This window comes from Enterobacter cloacae complex sp. SHL018 (genome assembly GCF_049237905.1).
Classification (GTDB): domain Bacteria; phylum Pseudomonadota; class Gammaproteobacteria; order Enterobacterales; family Enterobacteriaceae; genus Enterobacter; species Enterobacter hormaechei_C.
In genome coordinates, this window is sequence record NZ_JBMKJE010000002.1 from 435,760 (window position 1) to 459,411 (window position 23,652).

General features: G+C 58.0%; 22 protein-coding genes. 7 read left to right on the forward strand and 15 right to left on the reverse strand.

The window, feature by feature from the left end; all coding sequences use genetic code 11:
* Positions 1–11 precede the first annotated feature (11 nt).
* Complete coding sequence (gene parC, locus ACOTY5_RS11905; RefSeq protein ID WP_015571873.1) at positions 12–2,270, reverse strand: DNA topoisomerase IV subunit A; 2,259 nt, start codon at positions 2,268–2,270, stop codon at positions 12–14.
* A gap of 118 nt (positions 2,271–2,388) precedes the next feature.
* Complete coding sequence (locus tag ACOTY5_RS11910) at positions 2,389–2,790, reverse strand: YgiW/YdeI family stress tolerance OB fold protein (RefSeq protein WP_045141821.1); 402 nt, start codon at positions 2,788–2,790, stop codon at positions 2,389–2,391.
* Positions 2,791–2,929: 139 nt separating this feature from the next.
* On the opposite strand from ACOTY5_RS11910, the gene qseB reads away from it, so the two are divergent.
* The 5 genes from qseB (at position 2,930) to lysM (ending at position 6,558) form a co-directional block, all read left to right on the forward strand.
* Positions 2,930–3,589: a quorum sensing response regulator transcription factor QseB gene (qseB, locus tag ACOTY5_RS11915; protein ID WP_045141820.1), complete on the forward strand. Its 660-nt coding sequence runs from the start codon at positions 2,930–2,932 to the stop codon at positions 3,587–3,589.
* Positions 3,586–4,935: a quorum sensing histidine kinase QseC gene (gene qseC, locus ACOTY5_RS11920; protein WP_045141819.1), complete on the forward strand. Its 1,350-nt coding sequence runs from the start codon at positions 3,586–3,588 to the stop codon at positions 4,933–4,935. Before qseB ends, qseC begins: the two co-directional genes overlap by 4 nt.
* Positions 4,936–5,039: 104 nt before the next feature.
* A complete protein-coding gene (locus ACOTY5_RS11925) occupies positions 5,040–5,621 on the forward strand; it encodes an NAD(P)H-dependent oxidoreductase (RefSeq protein ID WP_045141818.1) in 582 nt (193 codons plus the stop codon).
* A gap of 30 nt (positions 5,622–5,651) precedes the next feature.
* The gene (locus tag ACOTY5_RS11930) at positions 5,652–5,966 is read left to right on the forward strand and encodes a putative quinol monooxygenase (protein WP_003862506.1); all 315 of its coding nucleotides are present in this window, start codon (positions 5,652–5,654) and stop codon (positions 5,964–5,966) included.
* 151 nt (positions 5,967–6,117) lie between these two features.
* Positions 6,118–6,558, forward strand: coding sequence for a peptidoglycan-binding protein LysM (lysM, locus tag ACOTY5_RS11935; protein ID WP_003862507.1), 441 nt, complete (start codon positions 6,118–6,120; stop codon positions 6,556–6,558).
* Between the two features lie 32 nt (positions 6,559–6,590).
* Here lysM and ACOTY5_RS11940 read toward each other — a convergent pair whose 3' ends face one another.
* The 3 genes from ACOTY5_RS11940 to ACOTY5_RS11950 are packed head-to-tail and all read right to left on the reverse strand — an operon-like array spanning position 6,591 to position 10,918.
* A complete protein-coding gene (locus tag ACOTY5_RS11940) occupies positions 6,591–7,778 on the reverse strand; it encodes a glycoside hydrolase family 88 protein (RefSeq protein ID WP_032103344.1) in 1,188 nt (395 codons plus the stop codon).
* Positions 7,779–7,806: 28 nt separating this feature from the next.
* Complete coding sequence (locus ACOTY5_RS11945; RefSeq protein WP_045141817.1) at positions 7,807–9,072, reverse strand: oligosaccharide MFS transporter; 1,266 nt, start codon at positions 9,070–9,072, stop codon at positions 7,807–7,809.
* A 31-nt stretch (positions 9,073–9,103) separates the two neighbouring features.
* Entirely contained in the window at positions 9,104–10,918 is a 1,815-nt protein-coding gene (locus tag ACOTY5_RS11950; protein WP_421631922.1) for a DUF2264 domain-containing protein, read from the reverse strand.
* A gap of 166 nt (positions 10,919–11,084) precedes the next feature.
* On the opposite strand from ACOTY5_RS11950, the gene ACOTY5_RS11955 reads away from it, so the two are divergent.
* Positions 11,085–11,924, forward strand: a complete 840-nt coding sequence (locus ACOTY5_RS11955; protein ID WP_045141815.1) for an AraC family transcriptional regulator — start codon at positions 11,085–11,087, stop codon at positions 11,922–11,924.
* A gap of 41 nt (positions 11,925–11,965) precedes the next feature.
* On the opposite strand, the gene ACOTY5_RS11960 is transcribed toward ACOTY5_RS11955, so the two are convergent.
* Genes ACOTY5_RS11960 through ACOTY5_RS11980 form a run of 5 tightly spaced genes read right to left on the reverse strand, consistent with a single transcriptional unit; the run spans position 11,966 to position 16,627 of the window.
* The gene (locus tag ACOTY5_RS11960) at positions 11,966–12,841 is read right to left on the reverse strand and encodes a MurR/RpiR family transcriptional regulator (protein ID WP_015571883.1); all 876 of its coding nucleotides are present in this window, start codon (positions 12,839–12,841) and stop codon (positions 11,966–11,968) included.
* Positions 12,838–13,788, reverse strand: coding sequence for an iron-siderophore ABC transporter substrate-binding protein (locus ACOTY5_RS11965; RefSeq protein WP_015571884.1), 951 nt, complete (start codon positions 13,786–13,788; stop codon positions 12,838–12,840). The genes ACOTY5_RS11960 and ACOTY5_RS11965 overlap by 4 nt, the downstream gene beginning before the upstream one ends.
* Before the next feature lie 9 nt (positions 13,789–13,797).
* The gene (locus ACOTY5_RS11970) at positions 13,798–14,838 is read right to left on the reverse strand and encodes a FecCD family ABC transporter permease (RefSeq protein ID WP_045141814.1); all 1,041 of its coding nucleotides are present in this window, start codon (positions 14,836–14,838) and stop codon (positions 13,798–13,800) included.
* Positions 14,835–15,818, reverse strand: coding sequence for a FecCD family ABC transporter permease (locus ACOTY5_RS11975; RefSeq protein WP_023295453.1), 984 nt, complete (start codon positions 15,816–15,818; stop codon positions 14,835–14,837). Before ACOTY5_RS11975 ends, ACOTY5_RS11970 begins: the two co-directional genes overlap by 4 nt.
* Entirely contained in the window at positions 15,815–16,627 is an 813-nt protein-coding gene (locus ACOTY5_RS11980) for an ABC transporter ATP-binding protein (protein WP_017384046.1), read from the reverse strand. Before ACOTY5_RS11980 ends, ACOTY5_RS11975 begins: the two co-directional genes overlap by 4 nt.
* 384 nt (positions 16,628–17,011) lie before the next feature.
* Here ACOTY5_RS11980 and ACOTY5_RS11985 point away from each other — a divergent pair, with 384 nt between their 5' ends.
* Positions 17,012–19,141: a TonB-dependent siderophore receptor gene (locus ACOTY5_RS11985; RefSeq protein WP_421631923.1), complete on the forward strand. Its 2,130-nt coding sequence runs from the start codon at positions 17,012–17,014 to the stop codon at positions 19,139–19,141.
* A gap of 85 nt (positions 19,142–19,226) precedes the next feature.
* On the opposite strand, the gene parE is transcribed toward ACOTY5_RS11985, so the two are convergent.
* The 5 genes from parE to nudF are packed head-to-tail and all read right to left on the reverse strand — an operon-like array spanning position 19,227 to position 23,635.
* Positions 19,227–21,119 carry a DNA topoisomerase IV subunit B gene (gene parE, locus ACOTY5_RS11990; RefSeq protein WP_017384044.1) on the reverse strand — a complete coding sequence of 631 codons (1,893 nt, stop codon included), beginning with the start codon at positions 21,117–21,119 and terminating at the stop codon, positions 19,227–19,229.
* 28 nt (positions 21,120–21,147) lie between these two features.
* On the reverse strand, positions 21,148–21,729 hold the full coding sequence (yqiA, locus tag ACOTY5_RS11995; RefSeq protein WP_015571888.1) for an esterase YqiA: 582 nt from the start codon (positions 21,727–21,729) through the stop codon (positions 21,148–21,150).
* A complete protein-coding gene (gene cpdA / locus ACOTY5_RS12000; RefSeq protein ID WP_017384043.1) occupies positions 21,729–22,556 on the reverse strand; it encodes a 3',5'-cyclic-AMP phosphodiesterase in 828 nt (275 codons plus the stop codon). Before cpdA ends, yqiA begins: the two co-directional genes overlap by 1 nt.
* A gap of 27 nt (positions 22,557–22,583) precedes the next feature.
* The gene (locus ACOTY5_RS12005; RefSeq protein WP_003862516.1) at positions 22,584–23,006 is read right to left on the reverse strand and encodes a DUF1249 family protein; all 423 of its coding nucleotides are present in this window, start codon (positions 23,004–23,006) and stop codon (positions 22,584–22,586) included.
* Complete coding sequence (gene nudF / locus ACOTY5_RS12010) at positions 23,003–23,635, reverse strand: ADP-ribose diphosphatase (RefSeq protein WP_045141813.1); 633 nt, start codon at positions 23,633–23,635, stop codon at positions 23,003–23,005. Before nudF ends, ACOTY5_RS12005 begins: the two co-directional genes overlap by 4 nt.
* Positions 23,636–23,652: the final 17 nt, after the last annotated feature.

Below are 23,652 nucleotides of genomic sequence, written 5' to 3' on the forward strand. Positions count from 1 at the left end.
GATGAAACAGGTTACTCTTCGCTGTCGTCCGCTTTGCTGCGCGCCGGCGAGTCGATCTCCACGCGGTCAATTCGCTGGAGGCCGCGCATCAGTGAGCCGCGACGTCCACGCTCACCCACCACCTTCTGCAACTCTTCCGGACGCAGTTTGATTTTACGCTTGCCGACATGAATGGTCAGGGTGCTCTGCGGCGGCAGCAGGAAGAGATGCGCGAGGCCATCGACGCCTTTTGCCGCTTCCGCTGACGGGATACTGATGATCTTGTTGCCCTTCCCTTTCGACAGCTCCGGCAGATCGCTGACCGGGAACATCAGCATGCGTCCGGCAGCGGTGATCGCCAGCAGCATGTCGCTTTCGTTCTCGATGATCAGCGGCGGCATGACGTGTGCGTTATCCGGCAGGCTAATCAGCGCCTTACCAGCACGGTTACGCGACACCAGATCGTTGAAGGTACAGATAAAGCCGTAGCCCGCATCAGACGCCATCAGCAGTTTTTGATCGTCGGCCTCCATCAGCATATGGTCCACCGTGGCGCCCGGCGGCAGCGTCAGCTTGCCGGTTAGCGGTTCGCCCTGGCCGCGCGCAGACGGCAGCGTGATCGGGTCGATGGCGTAGCTGCGGCCCGTGGAGTCGATGAACGCCACCGGCTGGTTACTCTTGCCCTTCACCGCCGCCTTGAAGCTGTCACCGGATTTGTAGCTCAGACCCGGCGCGTCGATATCGTGGCCTTTGGCGCTACGTACCCAGCCACTCTGGGAAAGCACGATGGTCACCGGCTCGGACGGCAGCATGTCGTGCTCGTTCATCGCCTTCGCCTCTTCGCGCTCGTGCAGCGGAGAACGACGGTCGTCGCCAAAGGCGTCGGCATCGGCCTGCAACTCTTTCTTCAGCAGGGTGTTCATCTTGCGCTCGGACGCCAGAATCGCCTGAAGCTGATCGCGCTCTTTTTCCAGCTCGTTCTGCTCGCCGCGGATCTTCATCTCTTCCAGTCTGGCGAGATGGCGCAATTTCAGTTCGAGGATCGCTTCGGCCTGGGTTTCGCTGATGCCAAAGCGCGACATCAGGGCAGGCTTAGGTTCGTCCTCGGTACGAATGATCTCGATCACTTCGTCAATGTTGAGGAACGCCACCAGCAAACCTTCGAGGATATGCAGGCGCTTAAGCACTTTTTCCAGACGATGGTTCAGACGACGGCGCACCGTATCGCGGCGGAAGGCCAGCCATTCGGTGAGGATCTCCAGCAGGTTTTTCACCGCCGGACGACCGTCCAGACCAATCATGTTCAGGTTGATGCGGTAGCTTTTTTCCAGATCGGTAGTGGCGAACAGGTGGTTCATCACCTGCTCCATGTCCACGCGGTTAGAGCGCGGCACGATCACCAGACGGGTCGGGTTTTCGTGGTCCGATTCGTCGCGCAGGTCGTCCACCATCGGCAGCTTTTTATTGCGCATCTGGGAGGCGATCTGCTCCAGCACCTTCGCACCGGACACCTGGTGCGGCAGCGCGGTGATCACCACGGCCCCGTCTTCTTTGGTCCACACCGCGCGCATGCGCACGGAGCCACGGCCGTTCTGGTAGATTTTGCGGATTTCCGCGCGCGAGGTGATGATCTCGGCTTCGGTCGGATAGTCCGGCCCCTGCACAATATCCAGCAGATCGTCCAGCGAGGTTTTCGGCTGCTCAATCAGGGTGATGGCGGCTTTTGCCACTTCACGCAGGTTGTGCGGCGGAATGTCCGTCGCCATGCCCACGGCGATACCGGTCGTGCCGTTCAGCAGGATGTTCGGCAGACGCGCAGGCAGCATCTTCGGCTCCTGCATCGTACCGTCGAAGTTTGGCACCCAGTCGACCGTCCCCTGCCCCAGCTCGCCCAACAGCACTTCGGCATATTTAGACAGGCGGGATTCGGTATAACGCATTGCCGCGAAGGATTTCGGATCGTCCGGTGCCCCCCAGTTCCCCTGGCCATCCACCAGCGGATAGCGATAAGAGAACGGCTGGGCCATCAGCACCATCGCTTCATAGCAGGCGCTGTCGCCGTGCGGATGGTATTTACCCAGCACGTCGCCGACGGTACGGGCGGATTTCTTAAACTTGGCGGTAGCATTCAGCCCCAGTTCGGACATCGCATAGACGATGCGGCGCTGAACGGGCTTCAGGCCATCCCCGATAAACGGCAACGCCCTGTCCATGATGACGTACATGGAGTAGTTCAGGTAGGCGTTTTCCGTGAATTCATGTAGCGCGAGGCGCTCTGCCATATCGCTCATTACGTGTGATTCCTCAACTCAGAAACCGATGGGTTTCAGGCAATATTGCCGCAGATACTACCTCATCTGGCGAGTTGAGTCACAAAGAAAAAGGGCCGCATAAGCGGCCCTTTCCGGGTTATTTGTTCAGCTTGATAACCTGCTTCACGTCGATTTCAAACTCGTTCCAGTCTTTATCGATTTTACCCTGGACTTCGACTTTATCCTGCGGGCTGACGGTCACGCCGTTCCAGCGCTTGTGGTCGATCTCCACCACCACCGTGCCGGTTTCATCGCGGAAGGTGTAGCGGTCATCGGACAGGCGCTCGGTAATGTTCCCGCGCAGCTTCACCCAGGCATCGTCCTTCAGGTCTTTCACTTTAGCCGCGGTGGTGAGGTTGGCGTTGTTATCGACAAAGCCACCCTGCTGGGTTTGCGTCTGGTTCTGTGTCGCAGATGGGCCAGAGAAGCCACCCTGTGCAGCAAAGACAGGGGCCGTGGTCATCATCATGATGGCAGCAATTGCAGCGAATTTTTTCATCTTTATCTCTCCCTTTAATCTCGTTTCACAATCCATTAAACAGGGTAAACCTTAACAACTTCTTAAGGGGAAAATTTATTTATTTTTACTGTACAGCAGGCGCTTGCAGAAGGTTTACTGACGGCATCAAGGAGGAAATATGCGCATTTTACTGGTAGAAGACGACAAGCTCATCGGCGACGGCATCAAAGCGGGCTTAAGCAAAATGGGCTTTAACGTGGACTGGTTTACCGACGGTAAAACCGGGCAGGCGGCCCTGTACACCGCGCCGTATGATGCCGTGGTGCTGGACCTGACGCTGCCAGAAATCGACGGGCTTGAGATCCTGCGCGCCTGGCGCGAAAGCGGTAAGAGCGAACCGGTGCTGATCCTGACCGCGCGGGATGCGCTGAATCAGCGCGTCGAAGGGTTACGCCTGGGGGCGGATGATTACCTGTGTAAGCCGTTCGCGCTGATTGAAGTGGTGGCCCGCCTTGAAGCGCTGGTGCGCCGCAGCCACGGTCAGGCGCGCAGCGAGCTGCGTCACGGCAAGGTCACGCTCGATCCGGCAAGCCTTGTCGCCACGCTGGAGGGCGAAACGCTGGTGCTCAAACCCAAAGAGTTCGCCCTGCTGGAGCTGCTGATGCGCAACGCGGGCCGCGTGCTGCCGCGCAAGGCCATCGAAGAGAAGCTCTACAACTGGGATGATGACGTCTCCAGCAACGCCGTCGAAGTCCACGTTCATCATTTACGCCGCAAGCTCGGCAGCGAATTTATCCGCACCGTGCACGGCATCGGTTATACCCTGGGTGACGCATGAAACTGACCCAACGCCTGAGCCTGAAACTGCGCCTGACGCTCCTCTTTTTGCTGCTGTCCCTGGCAGCCTGGTTTGCCGCAAGCGTGGTGGCCTGGCACCAGACGACCGACAAGCTCGATAAGCTGTTCGATACCCAGCAGATGCTGTTTGCCAAACGGCTGCTGACGATGGACGTGGACGAACTTCGCGCCCCGGAACGCATGCGCGAGGTGCCCAAAAAAGCCAAACACGGGCATCTGGACGATGACGCGCTGGCCTTCGCCATCTTCAGCGCCGACGGCAGCATGATCCTCAACGACGGTGAAAACGGGCGCGATATTCCGTACCACTACCGCCGGGACGGGTTTGATGACGGTCGGTTGCAGGATGACAACGACGAATGGCGTTTCCTGTGGCTGACTTCTCCGGACGGGAAATACCGCGTGGTGGTTGGCCAGGAGTGGGAGTACCGACAGGATATGGCGCTGGACGTGGTCAGCTCGCAGCTGACGCCGTGGCTGGTGGCGCTGCCCGTCATGCTTTTGTTGCTGATTGTTCTGCTGAGCCGGGAACTGAAACCGCTGAAAAATCTGGCGCGGACCCTGCGCTCGCGCTCGCCGGATGCGACCGATACGCTGCCCACCCACGGCGTGCCGACGGAGGTTCGCCCGCTGCTTGATGCGCTTAACCATCTTTTCGCCCGTACGCAGGAGATGATGGCCCGCGAGCGCCGCTTCACCTCGGATGCCGCCCATGAGTTGCGCAGTCCGCTGGCCGCGCTGAAGGTGCAAACCGACGTGGCGCGGCTTTCCCTTGACGATCCCGGGGCGCAGTCTAAAGCGCTGGGGCAGCTGCATGCGGGTATCGACCGCGCCTCCCGGCTGGTGGACCAGCTTCTCACCCTGTCGCGCCTGGATTCACTGGATAATCTTGATGACGTCGAACCCGTGATGATGGCCGATTTGCTGCAATCCGCGGTGCTGGATATCTGGCATCCGGCGCAGCAGGCGGGCATTGATATTCGGCTCAACGTCAACGCGCCCGAGGTGATGCGTCACGGACAGCCGCTACTGCTGAGCCTTCTGGCGCGTAACCTGCTGGACAACGCCGTTCGTTACAGCCCGCGCGGCAGCGTGGTGGACGTGACGCTGAATACCCAAAGCTTTACCGTGCGCGACAACGGCCCGGGCATTTCATCCGATGCGCTGGCGCGTCTCGGCGAGCGCTTTTATCGTCCACCGGGCCAGGACGCCACCGGCAGCGGTCTGGGGTTGTCTATCGTCAAGCGTATCGCGACGTTACATGGGATGAGCGTCTCGCTGGGCAATGCGCCGGAAGGGGGCTTTGAGGTGACCGTCAGCTGGTAGCCATTATTGCGCTGAGCGCAAAAGACTTTGCACATTCTGCTTATTTTTCCGCTCCGTCCTCGCGCGTAGAATACCCGGCATACTCTCAGCATCGAGGACAAATAATGAGCAACATTCTGATTATCAACGGCGCGAAAGAATTTGCGCACTCTAAAGGCCAGCTCAATGACACCCTGACCGAGGTCGCGGATGGTTTCCTGCGCGACGCCGGACATGATGTTAAGGTCGTGCGCGCGGACAGCGATTACGACGTGAAGGCCGAAGTGCAGAACTTCCTGTGGGCCAACGTGGTTATCTGGCAGATGCCGGGCTGGTGGATGGGCGCACCGTGGACCGTGAAAAAATACATGGACGATGTGTTTACTGAAGGTCACGGTTCGCTGTATGCCAGCGACGGCCGCACCCGCTCAGACGCGTCTAAAAAATACGGTTCCGGCGGCCTGATTCAGGGCAAGAAATACATGCTCTCCCTGACCTGGAATGCCCCGCTAGAAGCGTTCACTGAGCAAGATCAGTTCTTCGAAGGCGTGGGCGTAGACGGCGCGTATCTGCCGTTCCACAAGGCGAATCAGTTCCTGGGTATGGAGCCGCTGCCGACCTTTATCGTCAACGACGTGATTAAAATGCCGGACGTCCCGCGCTATATCGCAGAATATCGCAAGCATCTCGCGGAAATTTTTGCTTAACTGGTAGCCTGGAATTAGAAGGAGTTAATTATGCTTACCGTTATTGCTGAAATCCGTACGCGTCCTGGCCAACATCACCGCCAGGCGGTACTGGATGAGTTCGCGAAGATTATCCCGACCGTACTGAAAGAAGAAGGCTGCCACGGCTACGCGCCGATGGTGGACGCCGCCACCAGCGCAAGCTTCCAGGCGACCGCGCCAGACTCCATCATCATGGTTGAGCAGTGGGAAACCGTCGCGCACCTTGAAGCCCATTTGCAGACCGCGCATATGAAAGCGTGGAGCGACGCGGTGAAAGGGGACGTTCTGGAAACCCACATCCGTATTCTGGAGCAAGGGGTTTAAGTTCTGTGAAATTTGCCGGGTGGCACTGCGTTTACCCGGCCTACAACTTCCCTCCCGGGCCCGGTAAGCGTTAACGCCACCGGGCTTTTTTTATCACCTTAACACTCAACTGCTATGCTTATTCTGACTTCATGTTTAACAGGAGGATGGAATGGGACTTTTTAACTTCGTAAAAGAAGCAGGCGAAAAGCTGTGGGATAACCTGACCGATCATAAAGGCCAGAGCGACAAAATCACCGAGCACCTCAAGAAACTCAACATTCCCGGTTCAGATAAGGTTCAGGTTAACGTCACTGACGGCAAGGCCAGCGTGACGGGCGACGGGCTGACGCAGGAGCAGAAAGAAAAAATCCAGGTCGCCGTCGGCAACATCGCGGGCGTCAGCGAAGTGGAGAACAATATCACCGCGACAGATGCCAAAGATGAAGCCACCTACTATACGGTGAAATCCGGCGATACCCTGAGCGCAATCTCTAAAACCGTGTACGGCGACGCCAACCAGTACAACAAGATTTTTGAGGCTAACCGCCCAATGCTCTCCAGCCCGGATAAAATCTATCCCGGCCAGACGCTGCGTATTCCGAAAGCGTGATCGATAAGTCGGGGGTTACCCCCCGACTGTTTTTACCAGTACAGTTTCCAGCTCTGCGTAAAACGCACCAGTGCCTCCACGTAGAAGTAATCGCCCCAGCTCGCGCACTCATCCACGCCTTTATTGCTCGCCAGGTGATACACCGAGTGCTTAAGCAGCCCGTTGCCCTTCTCTTCTTTGCCCATCAGATAGTGCTTTGTCAGCGAAGACATAATCCCTTTCGCCCATTCGAGGTAACGTTCGCGATCCGGATCTGTGACCGGCAGATGTTTCACCAGCTCCAGCAGTCCACACACCGCAATTGCCGCCGAGGAAGAGTCACGCAGTGCGTCGGTGCCCACCAGCGCCAGATCCCAGTGGCAGACGTAGTCTTCCGGCAGGCGATTGAGGAAGTAGTTCGCCAGCCGCTTTGACAGGGCGATCATCGTTTCGTCGCCGGTATAGATATAGCTCAGCAGGAAACCGTAAATGCCCCAAGCCTGCCCGCGCGACCAGCAGGAGTCGTCGGCGTAGCCCTGCTGGGTGTTGCCGTAGCGCGGTGCGCCGGTTGCCACATCCATATAGTAGGTGTGGAAGGTGGAGGCATCGTCACGAATGAGGTACGTCGCGGCCTGCATGACGTGCGCTTTTGCGGCGTCGGCAAAGCGCGGATCGCCCGTCTGCTCCGTTGCCCAGTAGAGCAGCGGCAGGTTCATGTTGCAGTCGATGATCATCCGCCCGGCCTGCTCCGGATCGGAGAGATCGCCCCACGCCTGGATGATTTTCGCCTTCTCGTGGAAGCGTTCCAGCAGGGCTTCCGCCGCCAGTAGCGAGAAGCCGCGCGCCTCGCGGTTTCCGGTCAGCCGCCACGCGGCTACGCAGGAGAGCGTGTAGAGGAAGCCTAAATCGTGGGTGTTGGTGTCGTTGCGCCCGGCGATGCGCAGGCCAAACGAGCGCACGTGTTTTTCCGCCATCGCGCGGAATTTTTCCTCGCCGCTCATCTCCCATGCCAGCCACAGCTGCCCGGTCCAGAAGCTGGTGGTCCACTCCACGTTGTCAGTCAGCGGATAAAAACCGTTCTGGCAGGTTTCCGCCGGGAATTTGTCGCCGAACTCCGTTAAATGACGGCTAATCAGGTCGAGAACGTGGCTGCGCGCCGAATTCAGTTCATCGCTGAATGCGCGGGAGTCAACGGGCGCAGCGATAACAGGCAGACGTTCTTCTTTGATACGACTTAACATATTTCGGTTCCTTCTTTGACGGCGTAATTTATCGAGTTGACGTTTCTACTACGTTCAGCGCACGAGCCCCGCGCCATTTGCTCTGACAGGCGGATAACGTAAAAGCAGAAATAAGGGTAAAGGTCAGCGCCGTTGCGCCCATGATGATATAGGTGTGCTCAAAGCCAATACGGTCATACATATAGCCGGCAGGGGAAGAGACCACCACGTTGCCAACGTAGAGCATCGCCTGATAGCCGAGTAAATACATGGTGGCATTGACGCGCTTGTCGAAATGCTCGGCGATATATTTAAATACCGACACCAGCAGGAGACAAATTTCCAGACCGTACAGCGGCTTAAGCACTGAAATTAACAGGTGTGAATCACACATGCCGGAAATAATCAGACGCGCCCCAACCACCAGCCCGACAATTAACAGCCCGCGTTTGGCGCCAATAAAGTTCACCAACAACGGGACCACCATATACATGACAAATTCCATGCCCGACTGTACGGTCCCGAGATAGCCGAATACGGCGTTGCCCTCATGAATATCATCGAAGAAGGTGACGAAATAGCGCGAGAATTGCTGCTCGGCGATAAACATCATCCATGCCACGCCCGCCACGTACAGGCAGAAGGCCCAGAATTTGCGGTTACGCAGCAGGGCGTAAACGTCGGACGGGGCAATTTTCTCTTTCGTCAGCACCTCGCCTGCGTGAGCGGAGTTAGTGTTCACTTTCAGGCTCAGAAGGACAATCAGCATCACCACCGACGCCACGCTGCCGAGAATAAAGTTATACGCCGGTGAGAGGTTGAACAGCAGGCCGGAGAAAGATGACGCCACCGCCCAGCCGAGCGATCCCCACATACGGATCTGCCCGAACTCCATGCCATTCAAACGGCTAAAGCGGTCGGAATAAGATTCACACGCCGCCACGCCCGCGTACCAGGCAAAGCTTAAATAGAGCGCGCCGATAATAATCCCCAGCAGGGTATTAGACATTAACAGCGGCTGGTAAACATAAATAAAGAATGGCGCCATCAGGGCCGACATGATCACCACAAAATAGAGCAGATATTTGCTCATGCCGATCTTATCGAGAATATAGCCGTAGATCGGCTTGAGAATAACGGAGAATATCCCGTTCACCGCAAAGACGGTTCCAATCACCGATCCGCTCAGGTTGGCTTTCTGACCGAGCCAGATTGCCAGCAGACCAATACTGGCAGACCAGGTAAAGAAATAGAGAAAGATAAAGCTGCTGATTTTGTAATATTCAGTTCTGTTGGTTGTCGATGTGCTTTTCATATCATCCTCGCCGGGGTGTAGGGCCAGATTTTTATAATGTGAACGACAGCTTACGTTCGCTTCCGGGTTCGCTAATCACGACCTGGTTATGGGTTATATTCAGCTGCGGCGTCGCCGCAGCGGGCTGTTTTCCGCCAGCCAGAACGGCGCAACAGAGCCAGCTTTCCCCTTGCGGGAGGTCAGCTTTCAACAGCGGAATGGAGGCGCACTCCGCAAACATAATGCTGCTGTTCGGCGGCGTGACGATGCTGTCTGGCTGGCGCTGAATGATCGGCGAAAGATCGACAATGACGCTGCTGCCGTTTTCAGCCAACAGATAACAACCGCGTTCGCGCACCTGGTGGGCGGTTTTCATCACCGCAAAGCCGCCCTCGACGGTTTGCAGAGTGCGCGCGCTGTTGATACGGTGCAGGCGCAGGTGCCACTCCCCGAACGGGATCTGCCAAGTCGCAATCTGCACGTCGCGCCACGGCGACCAGCGCGAGAAAATGTAATTTTCATCCACCCGAACCTCGTCGCACTCGCGACGACCGCGGAAATAGTCATCTCCGTCCGCCAGCAGCAGCATGGAATCGCAGGCGGCATGCTTCAGGCCAAAACGCCCGCGCTCAAGGGTGAATCCGAAGCGGCTGGAGTAGGCAAATTTGGTGTATTTCGCTTCGGTGTTGACGTAGTTGTTCAGCTCCAGCTGACCGGCGGTGAGCATGACGACGTGCTGCGAATCTTTCGAATGCATCAGGATCTGCTGCGCATGCGGAATCACATGTTTTTCAGCAAGCGCGGGCAGCGGTTGTTCTTCCGCCTGCCAGAACGGGTGTGCTTCCGGCAACGCCAGGATCAGATAGGTTTTCAGCGCCCAGTACGGTGAACCGGGGGAGTTGTAATCCTCGCACATCGCCAGGTTCGGATACGCAAACCCCAGGGTAAGAATACCGTCGCGATCGACAATCGACTGCTGCTGCCACCAGCGCAGATGCCGCAGCACAATGCCCTTCACGATCCCCGGGGTGAAGACGTCCAGTTGAGAAAAGGCCACCGCGCTCCAGAAGGCAACCATGGCAAAGCGGTAGGTCAGGCTGCGGCCAAACGGCACCGAGGCGCCATCGGCGGCGGACCAGTAGATAAAGTCTTCCGCGAACAGACGCGAGCGCTCGCGCAGCACCTTCGCCCTCGCCTCGTCGTCACTCAGGGTGGCGTAAATCAGGCCGTAGAAATGGAAAGTCATGGAGATGTAGTAATCTTTCGGGCGGCCGGGACCGTCGGAATACCAGCCGTCGCCGAGGTAGTAGGCGTCCATCAGCGCAAAGCGGTGGTCAATGGCGGCCCGATCGTACGGCAGGCCGGCGCGCTTAAAGCCGAGCTGGACCATAATGGCAAAATAGTTCCAGTTGCTGTCCGGCATCTGCGCGTCGGTGATTTGGTTGAGCCACGCGTGCAGGTTCATCACCTCGCGCCCGGTAAAGTGCGCGGTGAGTTTATCCCCCAGCAGAGCGAGCCCCAGACCGTAGGCCGCCATCTCCACCAGACGTTGATCGTACGGGCCGGTTTCACCCCAGTAGCCGCTGCTTTGCGGGTCGGTACCAAGCTTAATGGCAGTAAGGTACTTCTCGCTGAACGGCGTGCTTTCGCCAGATGCCATCAGCGGAAACAGCCCCCAGAGCGCGCGAGAAAGTCCCTCCATCTGCGCAATATCCGCTGTGTAATGGGCGCAGGTGTCGCCCAGCGGGAATCGTGAACGGTTCGCCGGAAATTGCGTGTCCAGCGCCTGTAAAAGTGCATTCAACGACGCCACTACCTCCTGGCGTGAAGACAACGGATTTGATTTTTCTTTGTTTGCCGCCCACATCGGTTCGCCCTCGTAATCAACTGCGGCAAAGCATAGTGAATCCGCAAGGGGCAGAAATGTTAGCCATGTCACAGGCATGAACGATGAATAAACCTCCAGTTGAGAAAATTTAAAAAGGTGGTTTATAAAGACGATCAGACGGGAAAAAGTTGAGTTTTATTGCACTATGCGCGACACGCCGACATCCGACCTTCTGGAACTGATCGCCCTGAACGATACCGTGGCCTCGTTCAGCCGCCTGTTTGCCAATACGGTGCGCTACCATCACTGGCATCAGTGTCTGGAGATCCTCTATGTGGAAGAGGGCTTTGGCGTGGCGATTGTCGATAATCGTCACTACACCATGCGCCCCGGACGACTGTTTTTCTTCCCGCCTTTTACGCTGCACAAGGTCATGGTGGACGAACAGGCGGAGGCAATTTACCGCCGCACCATTATTCATCTCGACCAGCACGCGGTGCTGAAGATCCTGCGGGATTTTCCCCAGACCCGGCAGCGCCTGGAGCGGCTGTCACGCCGTGGCGGCGAAGCGTGGGTCGCCGATTTAGCCCACTGTCACCACCATATCCACCATCTGTTTAGCTGCTATAAACCGCCGATGAACGGCGAGAGCATCGCCAGCCTGCTGATCGGTCTGTTCGCGATGCTCCCCGACGATCGCGACGGTGAGCCGGGCAACAGCCAGGGGATCGCCAGCCAGGTAATGTTCTGGCTCGACGAGCATTATCAGGAGAAATTTCGTCTGGATGCGCTGGCCGAAGAGCTGGGTAAATCACGCAGTTACGTATCGCGAAGATTCCATGCGGAAACGGGCGAAAAAATTCACGACTACCTGAACACGCTAAGGTTGCGTAAGGCGTGCGAGTGTTTACTCAACACGGATTCGAGCGTGCGTGACATTGCCGCACAGGCGGGATTTTCCGACGTGACGTGGTTTATCAGCGCGTTTAAAAAGGGGATTGGCGAGACGCCGTTGCAGTACAGGAAGAACCATCGTGCGGTTTGACGCCCTCACCCCAACCCTCTCCCACGGAGAGAGGGGGAAGATCATCCGCTCTTCTTCCCCGGCTTTAATCCGCGGTGTAACTCGTTGATGCGCTTCATCGACTTGATGGTGCGCTGCGGCTCGGTGGAGGCGACGGACAGAATAATCATCTCCAGGCACAGCAGCACCGTGCCGTGCAGCGGGATTTTGCCCTTCTCGCCGCCGCGCGGGACGTGGATCACTACGCTTGCCTCTTTGCTAAAGCGCGAGTCCGTGGCGTTGGTCAGCAAAATGGTGGGAATACCCAGGCGCTTCGCTTCGCGCAGCGTGGTCTGCCCCTCCCGGTGCGCGGATTTTTGCGCCATCATTACCAGCACGTCACCGCGCTGTAGGGCAATCAGCTGTTCGGCGAGGCCAATACCGGTGCGGTTGAGCGGGATCGCAGGCAGGCCTATACGGCTAAACAGTCGCGAGGTGTACTCGGCCAGAATGCCGGATGCGCCAATGCCAAAAATAGCGACCTGTCTCGCCTGCGCCAGCAGCGACACGGCCTGCGCCATCGCGTAGCGGTTGCCCGGTTCGGACAACACCGCGCAGGTGTGCTGATGGCCTTCCAGCACAAAATCGATGCTCGCGTCGACGTCGCTGGTAAGCGTGTTTACCGTGGTGGACATCTTCTCGCTGGAGGTGACCACCGGGCCAAACCACTGCTCCAGGGTCTGCTTGAGATCCCGCAGCCCGCCAAACCCAAGCGCCTGAATGGCACGCACCACGGTGGCGTCCGAGGTGTGTAGCACAGCGGCAATCTCCATTGCCGTCTGCTCCATAACCGCTTCACGGTTTTCATTGATATAGCTCGCCACCTGCAGCAGACGCGGCGTCAGCTGGTGCGCCCGCGAGCGGAGGCGGTCGCCGTAGACATCAATTTTTCGGATCATCGTGCGGCCTCCGGCAGCGGACGGCCCGCTATCTGCGACTGCACCTGCGCGGCCATCAGCCCCAGCGAGGCAAATGAATTTGAGATCGCTTCCTCGCGGGAGATGAGCACGTAATGCCCGGTTCGGCAGGCGTTGAGAAACTGACACCAGCCCGGCATCACCGCATCCATCGCCGCCAGCTCGTCCTGCGGTTTTCCGCCGGTGTCCCCGCGCCAGGTGGCAAAGACAAAATCAGCATCCAGCTCCGGCAGGCGCTCGGCGCTGACGTCGATGCGCCCGCCCTCCGGGATGCTCTCAATCAGCGGCGGGAACCTGAACCCTGCGTCGCGCAGCACGCGCCCAAGCGAGTGGTAGCTGTGCATGGCGTTGATTTTGCCCTGATTGGCCTGAATCACCGAGACGGTCAGTTTGCTCGTATCGATGGTCGCCTTTAGCGCCTCGATCTGCTCCTGATAGCGACGCTCCAGAATCTTCAGCCGCGCCTCTGTCCCGGTAAGCTGCGCCAGCTTGCGGTAGATCTCCGGCGCACCGCCGTCGAGGTGATCGATACTCACCGTCGGGGCAATTTTTTCCAGCTGTTCGACCGGCGTGTTGCGGGTCGGCTCGGTGATGATAAGATCCGGCTTCGCCGCGGCGATGGCTTCAATATCGATATCCGCGGTGCCGATGAATGTGATGTCGGAATTATCAAAATCGATGCCCGTCAGCATACCGCTGGAACGCAGAAAATGGCTGCCGTCCGGTCGGGTGCGGCCATGGCTGGCAACCGGCGGTACGCCAAGCTCGATCAGCGGAATGGTGATATCCAGGTCGTGCAGGGACACAATCCGCTTCGGGTTAACCGGCACCACCACGTTGCGGTTCAGGTCGTCAGTAAACGTCTGCGTTGGCTCTGCGGCTCCTACAGCAAAACCCACCAGCACCAGCATTGCAAAAAATACGCGCATTTTTATCCCCTAAAATCGATCCCGACGCTGCCAGAGCAGCAGCAGGAAAAACGGTCCGCCAATCAGTGAAATGACAATTCCCGCCGGCAGCTGCAACGGGAGAAATGCCAGCCGCCCGACGTTATCCGCCAGCAGCACCAGCAGCGCGCCCAGTACGGCACTTCCCGTCAGCAGTGCCGTTTGCCCTCCGCGCAGCAGCAGGCGCGCCATGTGCGGGGCAATCAGCCCGACAAAGCCGATACTCCCCACGCAGGAGACGCAGGCCGCGGTGAGCACCACGGGGGCAAACACGCGCAGCAGAGCGAGGCGTGAAGTCCGCACGCCCAGCCCCGTCGCAGTGTGGTTGCCGAGCAAGGCTACGTCTGCGGCGCGTGCGGTAAAGAGCAGCAGCGCAAACGCTGGCACTGTCCAGGCAGCAGCGATGCTGACCAGCGTCCAGCTTGCTGCATGCAGGCTCCCCGCCAGCCACAGCATCGCCGTCTGGACGTCGCGCACGTCGGCGGTCGTCATAAAGACCCCCATCGCGGCGGCAAACGCCCATGACACGCCGATGCCGATCAGGATGAATCGCGGGCGCGAGATATCACGCGCCAGCGCCACTACCAGCAGCGCGGTCAGCAGCCCACCGGCCATGCCGATAAGTGGACGCCAGTACGGCCCCAATCCCGGAAACTGAAAAATCAGCAGCAGCATCGCCGCGCTACAGCCCTCTTTCACGCCGATAAGACCGGGGTCAGCAAGGCCGTTGCGGGTAATGGACTGCATGGCCGCCCCCGCCATGCCGAGCATCGCGCCGCACAGCACCGCCATCAGCAGGCGCGGCAGGCGGATATCCATCACAATGTAATGCGCATCCGCCGTCAGACGTTCAGGATAAAACAGCGCACGTCCGATGGCGGAAGCAGGAATGGGCAGCGAACCGTGCGTCAGGCCAAAACTTAGCAGCAGGAGAGCGGCAAGCGATAATACGGCCAGATACAGCAGCGCTCTCAGGCGAACCAGCGCCGAGAAGGAGAAAAATCGTACTGCCCTCAATCCAGCCCGGTTCATTTGAACATCCTTGACGCCATAAGGATAAAGACCGGCGCGCCGACCAGCGCAGTCATCACGCCGGTTGCCAGCTCATACGGCGTAAACAGCGTACGGGCGGCGATATCCGCCATCAGCAGAACCAGCGCCCCGCAGAGGGCTGAAAGCGGCACCATCACGCGCAGGTCCACCGATACCAGACGGCGAATCAGCTGCGGCACCACGAGTCCGATAAACCCGATCGGTCCGGCAACTGAAACCGCCGCGCCGCACAGCAGGGCGATGGCCAGCAGCGCGAGCAGGCGCGTTTTCAGCAGCGACACGCCAAGCCCCTGCGCCATTCTCTCGCCCAGCGCCAGCATGTTCAGCGACGGCGACAGCCAGAGCGCCAGCGCAAAACCCACGGCAGCGGCCCCCGCGGCGCTAGCGATCGTCTCGCCGATGACTCCCGCCACATCCCCCGCAAGCCAGGTCCGCATGGCCAGCAGCGTCTGTTCATCCAGAATCAACACCGTGGCGGTTATCGATGAGGCAAATGCCGACATCGCCACGCCGCACAGCGTGACCTTCATCGGCGTGAGACCGGTACGCCCGGATGAGGAGAACGTTAGCACCAGCAAAAAGAGCGCGGCGGCGCCAGCTGCGGCTATCAGAGGGCGGCCAAACGGCAGCGACAGCCCGAGGGCACTCGTCAGCACCACCGCCAGCGCCGCCCCTGCATTCAGCCCCAGGATATGCGGCTCGCCGAGCGGGTTGCGGATCACTGATTGCAGCAGCACGCCCGCGACGCCGAGCGCCGCGCCCGCCACCAGGGCGGCGCACAGCCGCATCAAGCGCAGCCTGACGATCACGCTATGCTCAAAATTGCGCGGGTCGAAGTGGAAAAATGCGTCTACTACCGTCCGGGGGGCGATAACGCGCGCCCCGATGCTCAGATGCGCAATCGCGCCTGCCAGAAGCAGCAGCGTAAAGAGAATAAAGGCCACAGATGTGCGCATCATGGTTTGTCGTCAGCCTGACGGAACGGCATAAAGAACGGCTTGCCGGTCAGCGGGTTAACCGACATATGCACGTCGACGTCAAACACCGCTTTGATCAGCTCCGGCGTGCAGGCGTCACCCTCATGCAGTACCCCCTCAACCTTTCCCTGACGTAAAAAGACCAGCGAATCACCGTAATTCACGGCGAAGTTGAGATCGTGCAGAACCACCACCACGGTGCGCCCGTGCCGGCGCGTCAGCGTGTGCAGCAGTTCGAGGATCTCCACCTGGTAGCGAAGATCGAGGTACGTCGTGGGTTCATCCAGCAGGATATAGGGCGTTTGCTGCGCCAGCACCATAGCGATCCAGCAGCGCTGGCGCTGGCCGCCGGACAGGCTTTCAACCAGATGATGGGCAAACTCTGCCGTTCCGGTCAGGCGTAACGCCTCTTCCACGGCCCGCTCGTCTTCCTCGCTCCACTGGCGCATCACGTTCTGCCAGGGGAAACGTCCGCGCGAGACCAGCTCAAATACGGTTAACCCTTCTGGAAGCAGCGGAGACTGCGGCAGGATCCCGAGCTGGCGGGCGACCGCTTTGGTTGGTTGCGAGTGGATGGCTTTGCCGTCCAGCACCGCGCTGCCGCCGAGCGGCTGAAGCAGCCGTGCGAGGGTACTTAACAGCGTCGATTTTCCGCAGCCGTTTGCGCCCACCAGAACAGTCATTTTCTGCTGGGGGATCGCAAGGGAGATATCATCAACGATGATTTTTTTCTGGTAACCCGCGGAGAGGTTCTCAAGAACCAGTCCCGGCTTTTTGATGTAGTGAGCCACGTGAACGCCAACGTAAGAAAAAAAACCAACAAATAAAAATAAAACTCATTCTCTTTTGTGAGTTTGCCGCCGCTCCATGTAGTAGTCAAGCGAAGATACATCCTGTAAATCCCAGGGATAATTGAGCGTCACCGCACAAATTAAAATTCTTTTTTATTAATTATTTTCAATACCTTAAACAAGAAACCGAAGCGTTTTAGCCAGAGAGAAACCTCTGTAGCGAAATTTTTATTTATTCCATTTACTACTACATGCCCTCATGCTTGAATGATTCTCAATTACAAGTCCGATGCCGTAGAGGCTAACGGACAGAGCGTAAGGGCAATGACTCACACATTCTTCCGCGAGCATTTCATCGCAGGATATTTTGGGAAAACAGATGTAATGGCTAAGTTCACACCTTCATTCGCCGGGGTAAAAGGGCGCGCGCTCTTTTCACTCCTGTTCATGGCGCCTCTGGTGCACGCAGCAGCAAAAGACGGTGAGACGCTTACCGTCACTGCCGATCCTTACGCTTCCACCGACGCCACCAGCGGCTATCAGCCCCTGAACACCTCCACCGCCACGCTGACCAACATGCCGATGCTGGACATCCCGCAGGTGGTCAATACCGTCAGCGATAAAGTGCTGGAAGACCAAAACGCGACCACGCTAGACGAGGCGCTGTATAACGTCAGCAACGTGGTGCAGACCAACACCCTGGGCGGCACGCAGGATGCCTTCGTGCGCCGTGGCTTCGGCGCAAACCGCGATGGCTCGATCATGACCAACGGCCTGCGCACCGTGCTGCCGCGCAGCTTCAATGCCGCAACCGAGCGCGTGGAGGTGCTAAAAGGCCCGGCCTCGACCCTTTACGGTATTCTCGACCCCGGCGGCCTGATTAACGTGGTGACCAAACGCCCGGAGAAAACCTTCGGCGGCTCGATTTCTGCCACATCAACCAGCTTTGGCGGCGGTAGCGGACAGTTTGACGTCACCGGTCCAATTGAAGGTACGCGTCTGGCCTATCGCCTGACGGGGGAGTATCAGGACGAGGATTACTGGCGTAATTTCGGCACCGAACGCAGCACCTTTATCGCCCCGTCTTTGACCTGGTTCGGCGATGATGCCACCGTGACCGTGCTCTATTCGCATCGCGACTATAAAACGCCGTTCGATCGCGGAACGATCTTCGATCTCAACACCAAAAAGGCCGTCGACGTCGATCGCAAAACCCGCTTTGATGAGCCATTTAACGTGACCGACGGTCAGTCCGACCTCGCTCAGCTTAACGCGGAGTATCGGCTCAACAGCCAGTGGACCGCGAAGTTCGACTACAGCTACAGCCAGGATAAGTACAGCGATAACCAGGCTCGCGTGATGGCCTACGATTCAAAAACCGGCAACCTGACCCGCCGCGTGGATGCGACCCAGGGTTCGACCCAACGTATGCACACAACGCGGGCAGATTTGCAGGGGAACGTGGACATCGCGGGCTTTTACAATGAGATACTGACCGGCGTGTCGTATGAAAATTACGATCTGCTGCGCACGGACATGATCCGTTGTAAGAACGTTAAGGATTTCAATATTTACAACCCGAGCTACGGCAGCCTCGGCAAGTGCACCACCGTCTCGGCAGCCGACAGCGATCAAACCATCAAGCAGGAGAGCTACTCCGCCTACGCGCAGGACGCGCTGTACCTGACCGATAAATGGATCGCCGTTGCCGGACTGCGCTACCAGTATTACACCCAGTACGCGGGCAAAGGCCGTCCGTTTAACGTCAACACCGACAGCCGCGACGACCAGTGGACGCCGAAGCTGGGCCTGGTATACAAGCTCACGCCGGCAGTCTCCCTGTTTGCCAACTATTCCCAGACGTTTATGCCGCAGTCGTCCATTGCGAGCTACATCGGCGACCTGCCGCCGGAAACGTCGAACGCGTATGAAATAGGCGCTAAGTTCGACCTGTTCGACGGCATTACCGCCAACATCGCGCTGTTTGATATCCACAAGCGCAACGTGCTGTACACCGAGAGCGTCGGTGATGAAACCGTCGCCAAAACCGCGGGCCGCGTGCGCTCGCAGGGTGTCGAAGTGGATCTCGCCGGATCGCTGACCGAGAACACCAACATTATCGCCAGCTACGGCTATACCGATGCGAAGGTGCTGGAAGACCCGGACTACGCGGGCAAACCGCTGCCGAACGTACCGCGCCATACCGGCTCCCTGTTCCTGACGTACGATATTCACAATGCGTCTGCCGGGAATACGCTGACAATTGGCGGCGGCGGGCACGGCGTAAGCCGCCGCTCAGCGACTAACGGTGCGGATTATTATCTGCCGGGCTATTTCGTGGCGGATGCATTTGCGGCGTACAAAATGAAGCTGCAATATCCGGTGACGCTACAGGTGAACGTGAAGAATCTGTTCGATAAGACCTACTACACGTCGTCGATTGCGACCAACAACCTGGGCAACCAGATTGGCGACCCGCGTGAAGTGCAGTTTACGGTGAAGATGGAGTTTTGACGTAAAAAAGCCCGGTGGCGCTAACGCTTACCGGGCCTACGATCCTAACCCCCTCCCTGTGGGAGAGGGTTAGGGTGAGGGGACATCAGGCCTCAATATCCGCCATATCGCCTTTCTCCTGGAGCCAGTTACGTCGGTCTTCAGAACGTTTCTTGGCCAGCAGCATATCCATCACGGCGTTGGTTTGTTGTTCGTCTTCATCGCTGATGGTCAGCTGCACCAGACGGCGGGTGTTCGGATCCAGCGTGGTTTCACGCAGCTGCATCGGGTTCATCTCGCCCAGCCCTTTAAAGCGCTGAACGTTCGGTTTGCCCTTCTTGCGTTTGAGCTGCTCCAGCACGCCCGCTTTCTCTTCTTCCGTCAGCGCATAGTAGACTTCTTTGCCAAGGTCGATACGGTACAGCGGCGGCAGCGCCACGTGGACGTGACCGTTTTTCACCAGCGTGCGGAAGTGCTTCACGAACAGCGCACAGAGCAGCGTGGCGATGTGCAGACCATCGGAGTCCGCATCCGCGAGGATACAGATCTTGCCGTAGCGCAGCTGGCTCAGATCGTCGCTGTCCGGATCGATGCCGATCGCCACGGAGATGTCGTGTACTTCCTGCGAGGCCAGCACTTCATCAGACGAGACCTCCCAGGTGTTGAGGATCTTACCCTTGAGCGGCATGATCGCCTGATATTCACGATCGCGCGCCTGCTTGGCCGATCCGCCTGCCGAGTCCCCTTCCACCAGGAACAGCTCGGTGCGGTTGAGATCCTGGGCGGTACAGTCCGCCAGCTTGCCCGGCAGCGCGGGGCCGCTGGTCAGCTTTTTACGCACCACTTTCTTCGCCGCGCGCAGGCGACGCTGGGCGCTGGAGATGGCCATTTCAGCCAGCATTTCTGCGGCCTGAACGTTCTGGTTCAGCCACAGGGTAAACGCATCTTTCACCACGCCGGAGACGAACGCCGCACACTGGCGTGACGACAGGCGCTCTTTAGTCTGACCGGCAAACTGCGGATCCTGCATCTTCACGGAGAGCACGTAGGCGCAGCGGTCCCAGATATCTTCTGCGGAAAGCTTCACGCCGCGCGGCAGAATGTTGCGGTATTCGCAGAACTCGCGCATCGCATCCAGCAGCCCCTGACGCAGGCCGTTGACGTGCGTCCCGCCGAGCAGCGTTGGGATCAGGTTGACGTAGCTTTCCGTCAGCAGCTCACCGCCTTCCGGCAGCCACAGCAGCGCCCAGTCCACCGCTTCGGTGTCACCTTCGAAATTCCCGACGAACGGTTTTTCCGGCAGGGTCGGCAGGCCGTTAACCGCTTCGCACAGGTAGTCGTTCAGACCCTTTTCGTAGCGCCAGCTCTGTTCGGTGTTGTTTACGTGATCTTTAAAGGTGATTTCCACGCCCGGGCACAGCACCGCTTTGGCTTTCAGCAGGTGCGTCAGGCGAGAAACGGAAAAGCGTGGGCTGTCGAAGAAGCTTTCGTCAGGCCAGAAATGGACGCTGGTGCCGGTGTTGCGTTTACCGCACGTCCCGACGACCTGCAAATCCTGCACTTTTTCGCCGTTTTCAAACGCGATGTTATACACCTGGCCATCGCGACGAACGTTCACTTCCACGCGCTTTGACAGGGCGTTAACCACGGAGATCCCCACGCCGTGCAAGCCGCCGGAGAACTGGTAGTTTTTGTTGGAGAACTTACCGCCCGCGTGCAGACGACAGAGGATCAGCTCAACGGCGGGAACACCCTCTTCCGGGTGGATATCTACCGGCATGCCGCGGCCGTCGTCGATAACTTCCAGCGACTGATCGGCGTGCAGGATAACGTCCACGCGTCTGGCATGGCCTGCCAGCGCTTCGTCCACACTGTTATCAATTACTTCCTGGCCCAGGTGGTTTGGGCGCGTCGTATCGGTGTACATCCCCGGGCGGCGGCGAACCGGCTCAAGCCCGGTGAGTACCTCAATGGCATCAGCGTTATAGGTTTGCGTCATGATTTAAGCTAGCAATTCGCATTGATTGTCAGTGGCTGTGCAGTCCAAGAAAATCGACAATCTGGGTGAAATGATCTTCAAAGCCCGTGAAAGCATGGTTACCGCCCTCTTCTACAGTCTGGCGGCAGGATGCGTAATACGCCACTGCCTGGCGGTAATCCAGCACTTCATCTCCCGTCTGTTGCAGCAGCCAGATAAGATCGGGCGCTTCAAGCGGGTCGACCTGCATAACTTTGAGATCGTAAATATGGCGTGACTCTAGCACATATTGTTGGCCGGTGTAGGGGTTCTCGTTTTCGCCAAGAAAGTCCCTTAACAGCTCAAATGGCCGGACCGCCGGGTTGACGACGACAGCGGGTAACATAAAGCACTGCGACAGCCAGGTGGCGTAGTAGCCGCCGAGCGACGACCCGACAACGCCAAACGATTCGCCGCCGTGTTCAAGCACGATCGATTCCAGCATCTCTGCCGCATCCGCCGGATAAGGGGGCAACTGCGGAATAATCATCTCCACGTGGGGATGATTCGCGCTCAGCCACTGGCGAAGCTGCGTCGCTTTCGCCGATCGTGGTGAGCTGTTAAACCCATGCAGATAGAGAAGCGTCGACATCAATAGCCTTCCGAAGCGGTATCCGGGCGGAATTGAGCCCCGGTCAGACGGCAAACTTCGGTGGTCAGCGAGCCATCGGCATGCAGCTCCAGCCAGCGCCAGCCCGGTGCGATGGTATCCAGCGTAAAGTTGGCGCAGTGCGGCTTAAACTGCACGCAGGTAGAGGGCGTCGCGAGCAGGCGGCGACCATTCCAGTCGAGATCCTGTTCCTGGTGAATGTGCCCGCACAGCAAATTTTTCACGCGCGGAAATTTCGCCAGTACGCCGTCCAGCGCCGCAGAGTTGCGTAAGCTGTGCTGATCGAGCCAGCTACAGCCCGCCGGCAGCGGGTGATGATGCAGCAACAGCAGCGTATTGCGATTCGGTTCGGCGGCCAGTTTTGTCTCCAGCCAGTCAAGCTGATAGTCGCTCAACTCACCGTGCGGAACGCCAAACACCTGACTGTCGAGGAGCAGAATTTGCCACTGGTCCCCCGCAAAGACACATTTTGCCGGTGAAATCCCCGCATCCTGAAGCGAACTGTACATAGCGGGTTGAAAATCGTGATTGCCCGGTAGCCAGACGCAAGGCACGCTAAAGCTCGCAATCCCTTCAGCAAAATGCTGATAGGCTGCGGAGGATTGATCCTGCGCCAGATCGCCCGTCGCGACGATCAGATCGCATGGCCGCTTTTCAGCATGGATCGCGTCAAGAACCGCCTGATAACTCTCCCAGGTGTTCACGCCCAGAAGCGTCTCATGCTTTTCGGCAAAAAGGTGGGTGTCGGTGATTTGTAATATCCTGACTGGCGCCCCACCAGCAACAGTCAGGTTCAACAGGCTTTCCAAATGGTGTCCTTAGGTAGGTTTATGACGCTAACAAACCGGAATCGCCATTGCTCCATGTGCTAAACAATATCTTAGCCAGTCGGCTAAAAACTGGTTAATTTGATGCTTTTCGTCGCGTTGATGCAACTTTTTATTCGGGTAATCATACCGCGCTTTAAAGCGAAAGATCTGCTGGCTTGAACACACTTCAGCGACCATCGCGTCATGATAAAGACGTACCGTCATCGACGGCAGGCTCCAGTAGCTGATGCTCGGCGCCGTTTGCTCAATCTCCACCAGCGTAGTGTAGCGCGTTGATTCTGTTATCGTTAACCGATACTGCGCGTTGCTCACCTGATAGCTCACCGTTTCGCCGGGCGCGTCGTTTCGCGGCAGCAGGCGGCGCAGCTGGGCGAAATTGGTTTCGCACAGGCGCATCATTTCTGGGAAGTCAGGTGTATAACGCTTCATTTTTTCCACTCGTGTCGTAATGTCTGATAATGCAGCTGTAGCCATTGCAGGGCGATGACAGACGCTGCGTTGTCGATTTTCCCCTCTTCTACCCACTGGTAAGCCTGCTCCCGACTCACCACATGAACCCGAATATCTTCGTTTTCATCTGCCAGACCGTGGATCCCTTCCGCTGTCCTGGCGTCCACTTCGCCCACCATAATAGATGAACGTTCCGTTGTCCCACCCGGGCTTGCCAGGTAGCTCAACACCGGTTTCGTCCGGCCGATCGCCAGGCCCGCCTCTTCCAGCGCCTCGCGGCGAGCGACGTCTTCAACCGACTCACCTTCTTCGATCATCCCGGCCACCATCTCCAGCAACCACGGCGTATCGCTGGTATCATAAGCCGCAATACGCACCTGTTCGACCAGCACCACTTCATCACGCACTGGGTCATAGGGTAGCAACACAGCCGCATGCCCGCGCTCAAAAATTTCGCGTTTGATTTCACCGCTCATCTCACCGTTAAACAGACGATGCCTGAAACGGTAAAGTTCCATTGAAAAAAAACCGCTATAAAGCGTTTCTCGTGCAATAATTTCTACATCGTTTTTGGCGAAGGTGACAGGCACGTTTTCTGGTTTTTGCATCGGTCGAGTCCTGGTAG